Below are 16,246 nucleotides of genomic sequence, written 5' to 3' on the forward strand. Positions count from 1 at the left end.
GCCGATCGGTCGGGGGTACGGCCGAGCCTTCGGCGGAAGGGTCTCGTGGGCGGACGGCATGAAGATTGCCCATCAGCGCCTTGCGTGGTCCCGTAGCGTCTCCAGCCGAGAGGAATCCGTCATGCCGCCCGACGAGTCTCGCGCCACGCGCGCCCACCGCGGGAATGGGACTGGCGAGCAGCCCGGGACGGCCGCGAAGGCGGGCCCCCGCGCCCGGCCGATCTTCGTCGTGCAGGAGCACCACGCGTCGCGCCTCCATTACGACCTCCGGCTGGAGGCCGACGGCGTGCTGAAGAGCTGGGCCGTGCCGAAGGAGCCGACGCTCGACCCCTCGGTCAAGCGGCTGGCGGTGGAGGTCGAGGACCACCCGCTCGGCTACGCCTCGTTCGCGGGCGAGATCCCCCGGGGCCGTTACGGCGGCGGGACCGTCGCCATCTGGGACCACGGCACTTATGAAGACCTCTCGTCGGGTCGATCGGTGGTCGAGGCCCTCGCCGACGGGCGCCTGGAGTTCGCGCTGCACGGCGAGAAGCTCCGGGGGGCGTTCGCCCTGATCCGCATGAAGGCCCGAGGTCGGGGCAAGCCGCAGTGGCTCCTCGTCAAGAAGCAGGATGAGTTCGCCGCGGTCGGCCCGCCCGAGGCCGGCGAGTCGGACGAGGCCCCGCCGCCCAGGTCGCGGGCCCGATCCGGCAAGGCGCTCGTGCAGCCGCCCCCCGCGTCCGCGCCGCCGGAGGCGATCGAATTGACGCACGGCGACAAGCTGATGTATCCCGAGGCGGGGCTGACGAAGGCCGACGTCTTTGCGTACTACCGCAAGGTCGCCCCCCGGCTCCTGCCGTTCCTGAAGGACAGGCCGATCACCCTGGAGCGGCTCCCCGACGGACTCTCGGGCCCCGATGCGCCCCACTTCTGGCAGAAGGACGCCCCGGACTACTACCCGGACTGGATCCCGCGCGTCGCGATCAGGGCGGGGCGCGGGAAGGTCGTGCGTTACATCGTGGTGAACGACGAGCCGACGCTCCTGTATCTGGTGAACCAGGGGGCGCTCACGTTCCACGTCTGGGCCTCGCGGGTGCAAGACCTCGACCGGCCGGACTTCGTCCTGTTCGACCTCGACCCCGGCGACGCCGCGTTCGACGACGTGATCGCCGTGGCCCTGGCCGTGCGCGACGAGTTGACGCGCGAGCGGCTCGACGCTCAGGTGAAGACCTCGGGCAAGTCGGGCCTGCACGTCCTGGCCCCCTGGACGGGGGAGGGGGGCCACGACGAGGCCAGGGCCTGGGCGTCGGACGTCGCCGGGCGCGTGGCCGCCGCGACGGCCGACCGCGCGACGACCGACATCCGCAAGGTCCGGCGCAAGGGCCGCGTCTACATCGACGTCATGCAGAACGCGCGCGGCCACCACGCGGTCCCCCCCTACGTCCTGCGCGCGATCCCCCGCGCGACCGTCTCGACGCCGATCGCCTGGCGCGAGGTCCGCCCGGGGCTGGACCCCGCCGCGTTCACCGCCGACGTCGTCCTGGCGCGGCTCGCCCGGCGCAAGGCCGACCCGATGGCCGTCCTCCTCGGCGCCCCGAGATGAGGCCCCCATGTCCGTCCTCGTCGGCACCTCGGGCTGGAGTTACGATCACTGGGTCGACGTGCTCTACCCCCGCAAGGCGACCAGCCTGGAGCGGCTCGACGCCTACGCGCGACGGTTCCGCACCGTCGAGGTCAACAACACGTTCTATCGATGGCCGAGGGACGAGGTGTTCGCCACCTGGTGCGAGCGCCTGCCCGAAGGCTTCGTGACCACCGTCAAGGCCTCGCGCGGGCTGACCCAGTTCCGCAAGCTCAACGACCCGGTCCCCTGGCTCGACCGGATGGAGGCCGGCCTGGAACGCCTGGGCGCGAAGCGCGGCCCGCTCCTCTTCCAGCTCCCTCCCCACTTCCCGCGCGACCTCGACCGGCTCGACCGCTTCCTAGGCGTGCTCCCCTCGGGCCGGCTGGCGGCGATCGAGTTCCGGCACCCGACCTGGGACGTGGAGGAGACCTTCGCCGTCCTCGAACGCCACAAGGCGGCGTACTGCGTCACCAGCGGGGCCGGGCTGGCGTGCATCCTCCGGGCGACGGCCCCGTTCGTCTACGTCCGCCTCCACGGCCCCGACCCGCACCAGCTCTACGCCGGCTCCTACCCCGAGGACGACCTCCGCTGGTGGGCCGACCGCCTCGGCGAGTGGCGCGCCCAGGGCCGCGACGTCTACGCCTACTTCAACAACGACGGCCAGGGCCACGCCGTCCGCAACGCCCTCCGCCTCCGCGAACTCGTCGCCGAATGAACTCGCGCCCGCCCGCCGCTTGACAGCGACCCCGGAAAAGCGGATCATGGTGCAGTCAGTTGAGACTGAATCTCAATTGCAAACGAGCGAGTCGCCGCGATCAGGGGGATGGCATCCATGAGTCAGGGCGGGGACATCCTGAAGCGTTGCTTCGAGCTGGCGGGGGCGGGCGAGCTGGACGAGGCGGGGGACCTGGCGGAGCAGGCTCTGGCGTTGGAGGGGGAGAACGGGCTGCTCTGGCGTTTCGTGGGGCTCCTGCGGCATCGCGCCGGGGATTTCACGGGCGCGCGGGACGCCCTGGAGACGGCGCAGGTGCTGGTGCCGTTCGACCCCTCGACGAGCTGCATCCTGGCCGAGACGCTGGCGAGGACCGGCCACACCGGCCCGGCGCTGGAGGTCTACCGGGAGCTGGCGACCGACGAGCGATCCCCGGACAGGCTGCTGCCGGCCATAGCCGCCGGGCTGGGCTACCTGGGGGAGTTCGGCCTGGCGCTCGACGTCTGCCTGGAGCTGATCCGCCGCCTCCCCGATCACGCCGAGGCCCACTTCGGCGCGGCGTTCTACGTCCGCCGCCTGGGCCGTCCCCCCGAGGCCGCGCTGCCGTTCGTCGCGAGGGCGTGCGAGCTGGCCCCGGACGTGGACCTGTACCGGATCTCGCTGGCGACGCTGCTCGACCACGCCGGCCGTCGCGAGGAGGCGTACGAGCTGCTCCGGGGCGTGGACCTCGACCGCGTCTCGTGCCGCTGCTGCCTGCGGCGGATGACCACCATCTTCCTCGCCGCCGGCGACGCCGCGCGCGGCTCCGCCTGCCGCCGCAAGACGGGCGACGAGGCCGAGGGCTGCTGAACGCCGCGAACCGACCTCGCGCCTGCGTATCGAGATTCCCTGATATCTCAAGGTCCTTCCCCCCTCGCGGGGGAAGGTGGCCCGCAGGGCCGGATGAGGGGGGAGACGAGCACGATAGCCGGTGGAGGATCGGGCGAGCTGACCTTCGCCGATCGTCCTTCCCCCCTGGTGGGAGAAGGTGGCCGAAGGCCGGATGAGGGGGCGCCTCGAAAAGCCGTCGGCCCCTCGCCTAATCCGCCTTGATGGTCCCCCTCATCCGGCCCTGCGGGCCACCTTCCCCCGCCAGGGGGGAAGGGAAGAGGGCTGCCCCGACGCCCTCAGTCGGCCTCCGGCTTCGATTCCGCCTCAGGCTCCGTCGGCGTCGGCGGCTCGGCTTTCAACGCCGCGTCGAACAGGGCGACCATCTCGGACCTGGTGGTGAGGAACTGCTCCAGCGTGTACTCGTCGAGGACGGCGAGGAACGCCTCGCGCGCCCGGATGAGGGCGCCCTTGAGGCCGCAGGCCGAGGCGATGGGGCAGGTGTTGGTCTCGGGGCGGAAGCATTCCACGATGTGGAAGTTGGGCTCGGTGCGGCGCACCAGCCAGCCGACGTTGACCTCCGAGGGGGCCTTCGCCAGCTTCAGGCCCCCCCCGCGCCCCCGCTGGGCCGTGACGATCCCCAGCTCAGTCAACGTCTGGGCCACCCGGACCAGGTGATGGCGCGAGATCCGATACGCGCGGCTGATCTCCTCGACCGACGCCAGGCGGTCGCCGTCGCCCCGGCTGGCCAGGTAGAGCACCGTCCGCATCGCGTAGTCCGAGAACTGCGTCAAGTGCATCGTCGTCCGCCGCTCCGTTCCGCGTCCCATCCCGCCGCCCGATTGACAGGGGCCGACGGCCTCAATAATATGCATTCGGAATGCAGTTTAAAAGCCCGGCGGTCCGAACCGTGCGACGCCGGGCGTCGATCGGGGGCGGCCGGGAGCTTCCGGGAGGACGGGCCGTGACGCCTTCAGACCGGAACGGGCTTGATGCCCGAGTGGCGGGGCCGCCCCGGGAGGCCGACGTCGGCCCGACCGAGGCGAGGGTCCGCGAGGTGGTCGAGGAGTTCTACCGCCGCGCCCGGGCCGACTCCCTGCTGGGGCCGATTTTTGCAGATCGGATCGCCGAATGGGACGGTCACCTGGCGCGGATGGTCGATTTTTGGTCGGCCGTGATGCGCGGGACGGGCCGCTACCGGGGCCGTCCGCTGCCGCTCCATCGGGCGATCGACGGGCTTTCCGGCGGCCATTTCGACCGCTGGATCGAGCTGTTCGACGCCACGACCCGGGACGTCTGCCCTCCCGACGAGGCCGCGGCGTTCCTGGGCCGCGCGCTTCACATCCGCGAGGCGATGACGAAGGTTCTTGAACTGGGCGGGGCCGAGGCCCCGGCCGCGCGCTGAGCATCGGGGACGCCGCCCTTCGGAGACCCGCGCGGAGCGGTCGGGGCCGAGGCCCCTCCGCGCGCCGAGCGAACGAAGAAGGGAGCGATCATGCGCTACGGCAGGTTGTGGCTGGGCTTGACCACGGTGATCGTGGGCTCGTTCGTGGTCCTGATCTACTTCGGGACCGAGCTTTACCGGATGGCCCCGCCGATCCCGGATCGGGTCGTGACGACGGACGGGAAGGTCCTGTTCACCGGCGAGGACGTGAAGGAGGGGCAGAACGTCTGGCAGTCGATGGGGGGCCAGGAGGTGGGCTCGGTCTGGGGCCACGGCGCGTACGTCGCGCCCGACTGGACGGCCGACTATCTGCACCGCGAGCTGACCTGGATCCTCGACCGCTGGGCGCCCGAGAAGGGGGCGGCGAGGTATGTGGAGCTTGACGCCGAGAGCCGCGCGGCGCTGCGAGAGCGGCTCAAGCGGGAGATCCGCCTCAACACGTACGAGCCGTCGACCGGCGACCTGACGGTCTCGCCCATCCGGGCCGAGGCGATGGCGGCTGTCGCGTCGCACTACGACGCGCTCTTCGGGACCGACCCGGACCTCCACGAGCTTCGCGACGCCTACGCGATCCCGGCCGACTCGATCAAGACGCCCGAGCGACGGGCGCAGATCGCGGCCTTCTTCTTCTGGGCCTCGTGGGCCTGCTCCACCGAGCGGCCGGGCTCGGCGATCACCTACACGAACAACTGGCCGGCCGAGGAGCTGATCGAGAACCGGCCGTCGGGCCAGATCGTCGTCTGGTCGGTGATCAGCTTCGTCTGCCTGCTTGCGGGCGTCGGCGCGTTGACGTGGATCTTCGCCGTCCAGCGCGGCCGCGAGGAGCACGATCACCACCATCATCACCACGAGTATCCGGAGGGGGACCCGCTGCTGGCCCTGAACCCGACCCCTTCGATGCGCGGGACGCTCAAGTACTTCTACGCGGTCATCGCCCTGGCGGTGGTGCAGGTGGGGCTGGGGGCGGTGACGGCGCACTACGGGGTGGAGGGCTCGGGCTTCTACGGCATCCCGCTGGCGCAGTGGCTGCCGTACAGCGTGGTGCGGACCTGGCACACGCAGCTCGGCATCTTCTGGATCGCCACGGCGTGGCTTGCGACGGGCCTGTTCATCGCGCCGGCGGTCTCGGGGCATGAGCCCCGGTTCCAGAAGCTGGGGGTGGACTTCCTGTTCGTCTGCGTGGTGATCATCATCGTGGGCTCGATGTTCGGCCAGTGGCTCGGCGTCCAGCAGCGGCTGGGGAACGTCGCCAACTTCTGGTTCGGGCACCAGGGTTACGAGTACGTCGACCTGGGCCGCTTCTGGCAGATCTTCCTGACGATCGGGCTGTTTTTGTGGCTGGGGCTGATGATCCGCGCCATCGCGCCGGCCTTCCGTCGCCCGGAGACGAACCGGCACCTGCTGGGGCTGTTCCTGCTGGCCTCGGCGGCGATCCCCATCTTCTACACGCCGGGCCTGATGTGGCACCGGCACACGAACCTGGCGATCGCCGAGTACTGGCGTTGGTGGGTCGTCCACCTGTGGGTCGAGGGCTTCTTCGAGGTCTTCGCGACGGTGGTCATCGCCTTCCTGTTCACGCGGATGGGCCTGCTGCGGACGGCGACCGCGGCGGCGGCGGTGCTCTTCTCGACGACCATCTTCCTCTCGGGCGGGATCATCGGGACCTTCCACCACCTGTACTTCACCGGCACGCCGACGGTGGTGACGGCCCTGGGGGCGGTCTTCAGCGCGTTGGAGGTCGTGCCGCTGGTCCTGATCGGCTTCGAGGCCTATGAGAACCTGTCGCTGAGCCGGGCGCGGCCGTGGGTCGAGGCGTACCGGATGCCGATCCTCTTCTTCGTGTCGGTCGCATTCTGGAATCTGGTGGGGGCCGGCCTGTTCGGCTTTTTCATCAACCCGCCGATCGCCCTATACTACATGCAGGGGCTGAACACGACGGCCGTGCACGGCCACACCGCCCTGTTCGGGGTCTACGGCATGCTCGGGATCGGGCTGGCCCTGTTCTGCCTCAAGGGATTGACCGTCCGGCAGGTCTGGAAGACGGGCGTGCTGTCGTTCGCCTTCTGGTCGATCAACATCGGCCTGGCCTTGATGGTCCTCCTCAGCCTGCTGCCGCTGGGGCTGTTGCAGACCTGGGCGAGCGTCGAGCACGGCATGTGGTACGCCCGCTCGTCCGAGTTCATGCAGACGCCCACCATGCACGCCCTGCGCTGGATGCGCGTGGTCGGCGACACGATCTTCGCCGTCGGGATCGTGGCCCTGGGCTGGTTCGTCCTGGGGCTCAAGGGGGGCTGGTCGCTGGAGTCCGGGCCCGACGCCGTGGCCCGGCACTACCCGGCCGAGGCGACGGCCTCGCGCTGAGGCGGGCCGGGTCGTCTGGCGCAACCTTTCCCATCCATCGGAAACGAGGTCACCATGTCGGCGAATCCTGATCAATACGTGGCGGTGGTCGACCTGCTGGGCGGGGCCTCGGCCCCGTCGGGCGGGCGGAAGGTGGACACCCTGGCGAAGACGGACGCGTTCGAGCTGAAGCGGCTGACGCTGTCGCAGGGGGCCGAGGTCCCCGAGCACCACGCGCCGGGGCCGATCACCGTGCATTGCCTCGCCGGCCGGGTCGCCTTCCGGGCCGGCGGCGTCGAGCACGACCTGCCCGCCGGCCACCTGTTGCACCTGGCCGCGCGCGAGCCCCACGCCCTCGTCGCGACCGAGGACTCGGTGGTCCTGGTCACCAAGCTGGCGGCCCCGGCCGGGTCCTGACCGAGCCCCGCCGAGCCGTCGCGATCGACGCCGATCGATCAGCCGGGCGCGAGCCGCCTGCGGTACTCGCGCTCGGCGACCAGGTCGCGGGGGCTCTCCAGGCGGTCGAGGAAGACCAGCCCGCGCAGGTGGTCGTCCTCGTGCTGGAAGATCCGGGCGACGAAGTCCTCGAACTCGCGGACGACGACCGCCCCCTCCGCGTCCCGATATCTCGCGACGATCCGGCGATGCCGGGGGACCTCGCCCCGCAGGCTGGGGATGCTCAGGCAGCCTTCCCAGCCCTTCACCAACTCGTCCGAGCGCTCGACGATCTCCGGGTTGACGACGACGATCGGCGGCTCCTCGACCGCGTCCGGGTAGCGCGGATTCGGCCTCGGCGCGACGAGGAAGATCTGCAGCGACTCGTAAACCTGGGGCGCGGCGATCCCCACGCCGTCGGCCTCGCGCATCGTCGCCAGCATGTCGTCGATCAGCGCGCGGACCTCGGCCGAGAGCGGGAACGCGACCGCCTCGGCCGGCGTCCGGAGCACGGGGTGTCCCAGCTGCGCGATCTGCCTGAGCACGGGCATGGGCGGGTCCTCGGGGCATCTCGCGGTCGATCAGGGGCATCATCAAGGCGGACGAGACGGGAGGGCGACGGCTGGAAACGGCCTTCCCCCGCCAGGGGGGAAGGAATAGCCTCTTCGCGCCGATCCAACCGATGATGGCCCAGGGCGACGGCCGGCACAAGGCGAGTGGGCTTGGAAAACGGGGGGCCGCATCGGCTTCGGCGCGTCATTCGCTTCCTTCATCACGACGGCATGAGATCGAGGCCGGAGAACCCCATGCGCATCGACAACGACCCGAAGCTGGATTTCGACGACGTGCTGATCCGACCCAAGCGTTCCGAGGCCCCGAGCCGGGCGTCGGTGGAGCTGGCGCGGGAATATCGGTTCCTCAACGGCGGGACGTGGCGGGGCGTGCCGATCGTGGCGGCCAACATGGACACCGTCGGGACGTTCGCGATGGCCCGGGCGCTCGGGCCGCCGATGCTCACCTGCCTGCACAAGCATTATCCCGAGGAGGCGCTCGTCGACTTCTTCGGCGAGGAGGGGCGCGCAGACTCGGCCTTCTTCACCGTCGGGCTCCAGGACGACGAGTACGACAAGCTGGCGGCCGTGAAGAAGAAGGCCGACGTCCGCATGGTGTGCGTCGACGCGGCGAACGGCTACACCAAGTACTTCGTCGAGCGCGTGAAGCGGATCCGCGACGCGTTCCCCGAGCTGGTCGTCATGGCCGGGAACGTCGCCACGCCCGACATGGTCCAGGAGCTGCTCATCTCCGGCGCGGCCGACATCGTGAAGATCGGGATCGGGCCGGGGAGCGTCTGCACGACCCGGCGGACCACGGGCGTGGGCTACCCGCAGCTCTCGGCGATCATCGAGTGCGCCGACGCCGCCCACGGCCTCCGCGGGCACGTCTGCGCCGACGGCGGCTGCCGATACCCGGGCGACGTGGTCAAGGCGTTCGCCGCCGGGGCCGACTTCGTGATGCTCGGCGGGATGCTGGCCGGGCACGACGAATGCGAGGGGACCTGGGTCGAGGAGGACGGCCGTCGGGTCGCCCTGGAGTTCTACGGGATGTCCAGCCGCGAGGCCCTGGACAAGTACGCCGGCGGCCGGCGGGACTACCGCGCCTGCGAGGGCCGGGCGGTCTCCGTGCCCTACAAGGGGCCCGTCCTCGACACCATGCAGGAGGTCGCCGGCGGCATCCGCAGCGCCTGCGCCTACGTCGGCGCGACGCGGCTGAAGGACCTGTCCAAGTGCACCACGTTCGTCCTCTGCCAGCGTCCCCACGGCAGCATGTTCGCCTAGATTCCGGAGTGGACGGATGAACCCTTTTGCGAGGAGGGGCGTAGAACGGAGAGGAACGCATCCCACGATCTTCAACGCCGGGGCGTCGCATGAATCACCAATCGCTCAAGGGACAACTGCTGATCGCTTCGCCCCAGGTCCAGTCGTCGCTCTTCGCCCGGTCGGTGGTCCTGGTGCTGGAGCACACCGAGGAGGACGGGGCCAAGGGGGTCATCCTCAACCTGCCCACCAGCGCCACGATGGCCGACCTGGCGGGCAAGCTGTTCGACGAGGACTTCGCCTGGGAGAAGCCGCTCCACCTGGGGGGGCCGGTCGCCGGCCCGCTGCTCGTGCTGCACACCCGCGCCAAGCTGGCCGACCTGGAGGTCGCCTCGGGCGTCTACGTGGCGCTCGACGCCGCCAAGTCGCAGCACCTGATCACCCAGGAGATCGAGCCGTCGCTGGTCGTCGCCAATTTCTCCGGCTGGGCCCCGGGCCAGCTCGAACAGGAGCTGCGCGACGACGTCTGGGTCGTGGCCCCCGCCGACACCCGCCGGATCTTCGGCGGGCTCGACCAGGACCTCTGGTGGACCACCATGCGCGACCTCCGCGCCTCCATCCTTCAGGACATTCTGGGGCTAGCTGAATTACCCAGAGACCCCAGTTTGAACTAAGTGAAGAAAATTTCCGTTCGGTCTGTAAGATTCGCACGGATCTGAGCCTGCAGGATCCTCGGCGAAGCCCTATGATGAAAAGGAGGCAAGGCGACGCGCCCGGCCAGGGAGGAGGCGCGTCGTAATCGTCGAGGAGACCCGAGAACGTGTCGATTTGGGACGGAGAAGCGGACCAACGGATTTGGGGCGACTGCCCGCGGCGGGTCGTGGTGATCGGCGCGGGGTTCGCCGGCCTGGCCGTGATCCAGGGGCTGAAGAAGGCCCCGGCGTGCGTGTCGGTGATCGATCGACAGAATCATCACCTGTTCCAACCTTTGTTGTATCAGGTGGCGACGGCCTCGCTGAACCCCAGCGACATCGCCGCGCCGATCCGGCGGATCGTCCGGGGCCAGAAGAATACCGAGATCCTGCTGGCGGACGTGACGGGGATCGACGTCGACCGCCGGGTGGTGACCCTGGCCGACGGCGAGACGCCGTATGACGTCCTGGTCCTGGCCGCCGGCGCGACGCACTCGTACTTCGGGCATCCCGAGTGGGAGGAGCATGCGCCGGGGTTGAAGTCGGTCGAGGACGCCCTGGAGATCCGCCGGCGGATGCTCCTGGCGTTCGAGATCGCCGAGCGCGAGACCGACGAGGCCGTCCGCCGCGAATGGCTGACGTTCGTGGTGGTCGGCGGCGGGCCGACCGGCGTGGAGCTGGCGGGCACGCTCCGCGAGGTCGCCCGGATGACCCTGGCGAAGGACTTCGCCCACATCGACCCGGCCACGGCCCGGGTGATCCTGGTGGAAGGCTCGCCCCGCGTGCTGCCGCCCTACTCGACCAAGCTTTCGGAGAGCGCCTTGCGGCAGTTGCAGGGGCTGGGCGTGGAGGTCCGCACCGGCGCGATCGTGACGGAGATCGACGCCGAGGGCGTGGCGATCGGCGACGAGCGGATCGCGTCGCGGACGGTCCTCTGGGCGGCCGGCGTGGCGGCCTCGCCGCTGGGACGCTCGCTGGGCGTCCCGCTCGACCGCGCCGGTCGGGTGATGATCGAGCCCGACCTGACCGTTCCGGGTCATCCCGAGATCTACGTCATCGGCGACCTGGCCCACCTGGAGCAGGACGGCAAGGCGATCCCGGGCGTCGCCCCCGCCGCCTCCCAGATGGGCAAGCACGCCGCCCGAAACATCCTGCTGGCGCTCAAGGGCGAGCCGACCCGTCCGTTCAAATACGTCGACAAGGGCTCGATGGCGACCATCGGCCGAGGGGCGGCGGTGGCCCAGATCGGCCGCTGGAACATCTCCGGCTTCGTCGCCTGGCTGCTCTGGATGTTCGTCCACGTCCTGTTCCTGATCGGCTTCCGCAACAAGCTGCTGGTCATCATCCAGTGGGCCTGGTCCTACCTGAGCTACGATCGCGGCGCGCGGCTCATCACCGGCCGCGCCGAGGGCCCGTTGGTCCAGGGATTGACCGAGAAACGGCTCCCCTCCACGACCGAGGCCGAGGCGATCCACGGCTGAGGCCCCCCGCCGACCCGCCCCGGCGATCCGTCGGGGCGGGTCGTGGCGATCGTGCGGCCGTTCAGGTTTCGCGAGGCCGGAAATCCGGCGCGATCGGTCGTCTTTACCCAGGTTCGCGTGTTAGATTTGGGTCGACACCACCTGGGAGCGGCACCGATGAACGCGACGAATCCTGAACCGATGCGGGCGGGCGTCCCCCCCGAGCTGACTTCCCTCCGGGACCGGATCCTGGCCTTGCCCCCCGACGCGAGGGCCGAGCTGGAGCCGTTGATGGACGACGTGGTGGAACAGGCGATGTTCCGCTCGCGCGTCCTGACGATCGCCAAGGAAGGCCTCGAACGCTACCGCCTGGAGCTGGCGGCCCTGCGGTTCGACCTGGAAGCCACCCGCCGCGAGCATCAGGCGTCCCGGGTCCGCTCGGACGCCTGAGCGGCCTTGCGCCCGCGCCCCTCCGACGATCGAATCAGGAGGCGGGGCGGGCGATGAGCCGGGCGAGGGCCGAGGGGTCGACCGGCTTGACGAGGTGGTGGTCGAAGCCGGCCTCGCGCGAGCGGTTGCGGTCGTTGTTGCGTCCCCAGCCGGTGACGGCGATCAGGGTGAGGTCGCGGCCCCAGGGCTGGTCGCGGATGGCCCGGGCGACCTGATACCCGTCCATGCCGGGCAGGCCGATGTCGAGCACGGCGTAGTCGGGCCGGAGGGCGCCGGCCATGGCGAGCGCCCCGACGCCGTCGCGGGCGAGGTGGACCTCGCAGCCCTCGAGCGTCAGCACGCGGCCCAGGGTGGCCGCCACGTCCTCGCCGTCGTCGACGATCAGCACCCGGGGCTTCGACCGATCCCCGGCCGCTTCGGCCTCGGCCCCGGTTTCGCCTCCCTGGCCCTCGTCGCGGGCGAGCGGGAGGCGTACGACGAACTCACTCCCCCGGCCGGGCCCGGCGCTGCGGGCCTCGACGGAGCCGCCGTGCAGCTCGACGATCCCCTTGACCAGGGCGAGGCCGATCCCCAGGCCCCCCTTGGGCCGCTGGAGGATGGGCGTGACCTGGGCGAACATCTCGAAGACGCGGGGGAGCTGCTCCGGGGGGATGCCCGCCCCGCGATCCTCCACCCGGACCTCGACCTGGCCGCCGCGGCGGGCGACCCGGAGGTCGATCCGGGCCCCGCGCTCGGAGAACTTGGAGGCGTTGTCCAGCAGGTTGGCGACCACCTGGGCCAGCCGGGTCCGGTCGCCGTGGATCGGCAACGGCTCGGCGGGGAGCTCCAGGCGAAGCTCGTGGCCCTCGCGGTCGACGATCGGCCGGGTGATCTCCACGGCGTCGCCCACCGCGGCCGCCAGGTCGATCCGCTCGGCCTTCAGCTCCAGCTTGGCGCGCGTGATCCGCGAGACGTCCAGCAGGTCGTCGATCAGCCGGGACAGGTGGCCGACCTGGCGCTCGATCACCTCGCCCGCCCACTGGGAGTCGGGGTCGGCCCCGCCCATCTTGCGGAGGATCTGGACCGAGTTGCGGATCGGGGCCATCGGGTTGCGCAGCTCGTGCGCCAGGGTGGCGAGGAAGTCGTCCTTGCGGCGGTCGGCCTCGCGGAGCCGGTCGTACAGCCGGCCGTTCTCCAGGGCGATCGCGGCGCGGCCGGCGAGGTCGACGGCCAGCTCCAGGTCGGCCTGGTCGTAGCGGCGTCCCGACGTCGTGGCGACGAACGAGAGCGCGCCCAGGACCCCCTCGCGGCCCGCCAGCGGCACGCAGAGGTACGACCGGGGGTTGAACGCGCGGAGCGCCGCCAGGTGCTCGTCGTCGCGGGCCCCGGACCGCAGGTGCTCCTCGGCGACCTCGGGGATGAGGGTCGGCCGCCGCGAGGCGACGACCTCGAACAGGCCCTGGGGCATGTCCTCCCGCAGCCGATAGCGGTGCGAGACGGTCTCGATCACCTCGGCGGCGTCGGGCGAGTCGTGGGCCACGGCGACCCGGCGCAGGCCCCCGCCTTCGTCGAGGACGTCGACCGCGCACCAGTCGGCGAAGAAGGGGACGGCCAGGCCGGCGATCTCGCGGAGGGTGGTCTCGGCGTCGGCCACCGCCGCCAGCCGGGCCCCGGCGTCGGCCAGGAACCGCGCCGCCTGCTCGGAACGCTTGCGGCCGTCGATGTCGGTGATGGTGCCGAAGCGGTAGAGCAGCTCGCCGCGATCGTCGCGGATCCACATCGACCGCCCCAGGAACCATCGGTAGGCGCCCGACGCGCCCTTGATGCGATACTCCAGCTCGGTCGGCTCGCCCGCCTCCTTGGACCGGATCCGGGCGGCCCTCACGCGGGGGACGTCCTCGGGATGGATGGAAGCCAGCCAGGCGTCGCGGACCTCCAGGTGGTCGCCCGACGCGCCGGTGTACTCGAACCAGCGGCGGTTCAGGTAGGCGATCGAGTCGTCGGGCCGGGTGATGTAGACCATCTGGGGGATGGCCTCGGCCAGCTGGCGGAACCGCCGCTCGCTCTCGGCGAGGTCGGCCTCGGCGGCGCGGCGCTCGGTCACGTCGTCGAAGGCGGCGACGGCGGCGATCACGCGGCCGCGGTCGTCGAGGGCGGGGCCCGAGTTGATGCTGATCCGCCGGCGCAGGCCGTCGGCGAAGGCCAGCTCGATCTCCTCGTCCCTCACCACCTCGCCCCGGAACAGCGACCGACTCATCGGCCATTCGTCGGGCTCGTAACGGGTGCCGTCGGGGCGGAGGCCGACCAGTTCGCCGGGGTGCTTCCGGCCGTCGAGCTGGAGTCCGGGCTGCATATCGCCGCGGACGATCCGCTCGGCCTCGTCGTTGCTCAGCAGCAGCCGGGCCGTGCCGGCCTCCGCCACGACGATGCCCGAGGGGGCCTGCCGGAGGATCGCCGTCATGAAGGCGTTCTTCTCCCGGACCTCACCCAGCAGGTCTTCCAGCCGCCTGGCCTGCGCCGCGGAGGTCTCCCGCAGCGCCTCCTGCTCGCGACGCAGCCGGGCCTCGGACTCGCGGTCGGCCCGGCGATGCTCCTCCAGCTCCGCCAGCCGGGCCGTCGCGGCCGATCGCTCGGCCTCCGCGGTCCCCAGCCTCGCCCTCAGCCGGTCCCCGCAGTACGCGAGCCCGCCCGCCGTCAGGGCGTAGATCCCCAGGCCCAGCGACGGCCCGACCGCCCCTCCCGCCGGGATCATCGCCCAGGCACCGCCGGCCAGGGTCACCCCCAGCGCCAGCACGGCCGGGCCGAAGCCCCCCAGCCACGAGGCGGCGATCACCGGCGGGAAGAAGGTCAGCAGCGGGAATTCGGCGCCGAGCGCCGGGGCCAGGGCCTGCCGCAGCCCGATCCCCGCCACCCCCAGCGCCAGGCCCCCGGCGTACCGACGCCTCGCCGACGCCCGACCCTTGGTCCCGACACCGCCGGGACCCGAGGGGGGCATGGGGGTCTGCCTCCTCAGAAGGGGGCCGATCCGCCAGAATCTTCGGCCGCGCCGGCGTGGGCCCTGGACTTCCAGGTCCCCGTCATGCTGGGGAAAGGGAGACGGGCGATCAGCGTCCGCGAGGGAGCAAAGACGACGCCACGACACGGAGGCATCCATTATGTCAGCTTACCCCACTTGATCCGTCCGACCCCCGGCCGGCGTTCTTCCAGCCCCTGTCCACCTCGCCGCACGTTCAATCGAGTTTTCGTTTACGGGATGCCCTAAGCCGTTAGTGCAAATAGTGTGCCAAAAAACGTTCGGCCCGGGAGTCACGCGGGTCATCCCTCCGACGTTGAACGTATGGGAGGATTTTCGCCCCTTGCGTGGCGCGGGGGCCCGGAAAGCGGCGACTCCGGTCGACTTCCCCGGGAAGCGAGCTTCACGGCTGGGCGCGGGAGTTTGCCCGGGGGGCCGCATCGCGGCGCGGGTCATCGGCGGCTGAGCCGGCCGGCCATGGCGCGGAAGGAGAACGGCGCCTTGAACCGGCCGGCGTTGTCGAGCCGGGCGGCCGCGGCGCTGACGGCGGTGGGGGACATCCGCTCGGCGGCCGTGGAGGCGACCACGACGAAGCCGTCGTAGCCCTGGAGGCGGAACACGTAGGTGTTCGGGAAGGCCTCGCGGATGGTCCGGATGTCCTGCTGGACCGCCAGGTGGGGGTTCAGGTTGAAGACGACCGCGCCGTCGGGGTTGAGCCGCTTCTTGATCTGCTCGTAGAAGGCCAGGGTCTTCAGGTGGAGCGGGACGCCGGTGATGTCGGTCCCGCCCGACGGGCGGAGGAACGCGTCCATGTAGATGACGTCGTACTTCGCCTCGGATTCCCGCAGGTAGGCGAAGCCGTCGGTCACCTTGACGTCCACGTTGCCGCCGGTCTTCACGCCGAAGTAGCGGTCGGCGATGCTGACGATCAGGGGGTCGATCTCGACGACGTCGACCTTCACCTCGGGGTCGTGGATCTTGAGGAAGTGGACCATCGAGCCGCCGCCCAGGCCCACGATCAGCACCTTCTTGGGCTCGGGCCGGAAGACGTAGCTGAGGAACATGAACCGGGTGTATTCGATCAGCAGGTCGTCCGGGCGGTCGAGGTCGAGCTTGCTCTCGACGACGTGCTCGCCGTTGTCGCGGACGAACCAGAGGGTGCGCGTGCCGCGGTCGCGGGTCACCTTGACGTGGGAGTAGTTGGACACCTCGTCGAGCTCGAGCTGGCCGGGGACCTGGAAGGCCGCGCCCCGGGCCAGCCCCGCGGGCGCGTGCCAGGCGGCGGCGAGGGCCAGGACCAGGGCCGTCGCGGTCGTGGCCCACGGCGGGGCCTTGCGGAAGAACCGGACCAGCGGCATGCGACCTCTCCTCGCCCTCGTCGGACCTCGATTCGCGGACGCCACGCGCCCGGCCGCCCGCCCATCCCGACGGGCCCGG

Annotated in this window: 14 protein-coding genes; 10 read left to right on the forward strand and 4 right to left on the reverse strand. The window is 70.9% G+C overall.

Annotated features, from left to right (window positions below):
• Positions 1-121 precede the first annotated feature (121 nt).
• From ligD to G6O68_RS23540, 3 genes are all read left to right on the forward strand, one after another.
• Positions 122-1,582: a non-homologous end-joining DNA ligase gene (ligD, locus tag G6O68_RS23530; RefSeq protein ID WP_165251104.1), complete on the forward strand. Its 1,461-nt coding sequence runs from the start codon at positions 122-124 to the stop codon at positions 1,580-1,582.
• A gap of 7 nt (positions 1,583-1,589) precedes the next feature.
• On the forward strand, positions 1,590-2,318 hold the full coding sequence (locus tag G6O68_RS23535; protein WP_165251105.1) for a DUF72 domain-containing protein: 729 nt from the start codon (positions 1,590-1,592) through the stop codon (positions 2,316-2,318).
• Positions 2,319-2,435: 117 nt separating this feature from the next.
• Positions 2,436-3,164 (forward strand): tetratricopeptide repeat protein, encoded by a 729-nt coding sequence (locus G6O68_RS23540; protein WP_165251106.1) that lies wholly within the window; start codon positions 2,436-2,438, stop codon positions 3,162-3,164.
• Between the two features lie 317 nt (positions 3,165-3,481).
• On the opposite strand, the gene G6O68_RS23545 is transcribed toward G6O68_RS23540, so the two are convergent.
• Entirely contained in the window at positions 3,482-3,982 is a 501-nt protein-coding gene (locus G6O68_RS23545) for an RrF2 family transcriptional regulator (RefSeq protein WP_165251107.1), read from the reverse strand.
• Between the two features lie 164 nt (positions 3,983-4,146).
• Here G6O68_RS23545 and G6O68_RS23550 point away from each other — a divergent pair, with 164 nt between their 5' ends.
• From G6O68_RS23550 to G6O68_RS23560, 3 genes are all read left to right on the forward strand, one after another.
• A complete protein-coding gene (locus tag G6O68_RS23550) occupies positions 4,147-4,587 on the forward strand; it encodes a group III truncated hemoglobin (RefSeq protein WP_165251108.1) in 441 nt (146 codons plus the stop codon).
• A 90-nt stretch (positions 4,588-4,677) separates the two neighbouring features.
• Positions 4,678-6,987, forward strand: a complete 2,310-nt coding sequence (locus tag G6O68_RS23555; protein WP_165251109.1) for a nitric-oxide reductase large subunit — start codon at positions 4,678-4,680, stop codon at positions 6,985-6,987.
• 54 nt (positions 6,988-7,041) lie between these two features.
• Entirely contained in the window at positions 7,042-7,383 is a 342-nt protein-coding gene (locus G6O68_RS23560) for a cupin domain-containing protein (RefSeq protein ID WP_165251110.1), read from the forward strand.
• 38 nt (positions 7,384-7,421) lie between these two features.
• Here G6O68_RS23560 and def read toward each other — a convergent pair whose 3' ends face one another.
• Entirely contained in the window at positions 7,422-7,952 is a 531-nt protein-coding gene (gene def, locus G6O68_RS23565) for a peptide deformylase (RefSeq protein WP_165251111.1), read from the reverse strand.
• A 255-nt stretch (positions 7,953-8,207) separates the two neighbouring features.
• Here def and G6O68_RS23570 point away from each other — a divergent pair, with 255 nt between their 5' ends.
• From G6O68_RS23570 to G6O68_RS23585, 4 genes are all read left to right on the forward strand, one after another.
• Entirely contained in the window at positions 8,208-9,236 is a 1,029-nt protein-coding gene (locus G6O68_RS23570) for a GMP reductase (protein ID WP_165251112.1), read from the forward strand.
• Positions 9,237-9,325: 89 nt separating this feature from the next.
• Positions 9,326-9,889 carry a YqgE/AlgH family protein gene (locus G6O68_RS23575; protein WP_165251113.1) on the forward strand — a complete coding sequence of 188 codons (564 nt, stop codon included), beginning with the start codon at positions 9,326-9,328 and terminating at the stop codon, positions 9,887-9,889.
• 146 nt (positions 9,890-10,035) lie between these two features.
• A complete protein-coding gene (locus G6O68_RS23580) occupies positions 10,036-11,388 on the forward strand; it encodes an NAD(P)/FAD-dependent oxidoreductase (RefSeq protein WP_240911478.1) in 1,353 nt (450 codons plus the stop codon).
• Positions 11,389-11,544: 156 nt separating this feature from the next.
• Positions 11,545-11,817 (forward strand): hypothetical protein, encoded by a 273-nt coding sequence (locus G6O68_RS23585; RefSeq protein WP_165251114.1) that lies wholly within the window; start codon positions 11,545-11,547, stop codon positions 11,815-11,817.
• A 34-nt stretch (positions 11,818-11,851) separates the two neighbouring features.
• Here G6O68_RS23585 and G6O68_RS23590 read toward each other — a convergent pair whose 3' ends face one another.
• Entirely contained in the window at positions 11,852-14,791 is a 2,940-nt protein-coding gene (locus G6O68_RS23590) for an ATP-binding protein (protein ID WP_165251115.1), read from the reverse strand.
• A 470-nt stretch (positions 14,792-15,261) separates the two neighbouring features.
• The gene (locus tag G6O68_RS23595) at positions 15,262-16,167 is read right to left on the reverse strand and encodes a spermidine synthase (protein WP_165251116.1); all 906 of its coding nucleotides are present in this window, start codon (positions 16,165-16,167) and stop codon (positions 15,262-15,264) included.
• Positions 16,168-16,246 lie beyond the last annotated feature (79 nt).

The sequence above is a fragment of the Paludisphaera soli genome (assembly GCF_011064595.1).
GTDB lineage: Bacteria > Planctomycetota > Planctomycetia > Isosphaerales > Isosphaeraceae > Paludisphaera > Paludisphaera soli.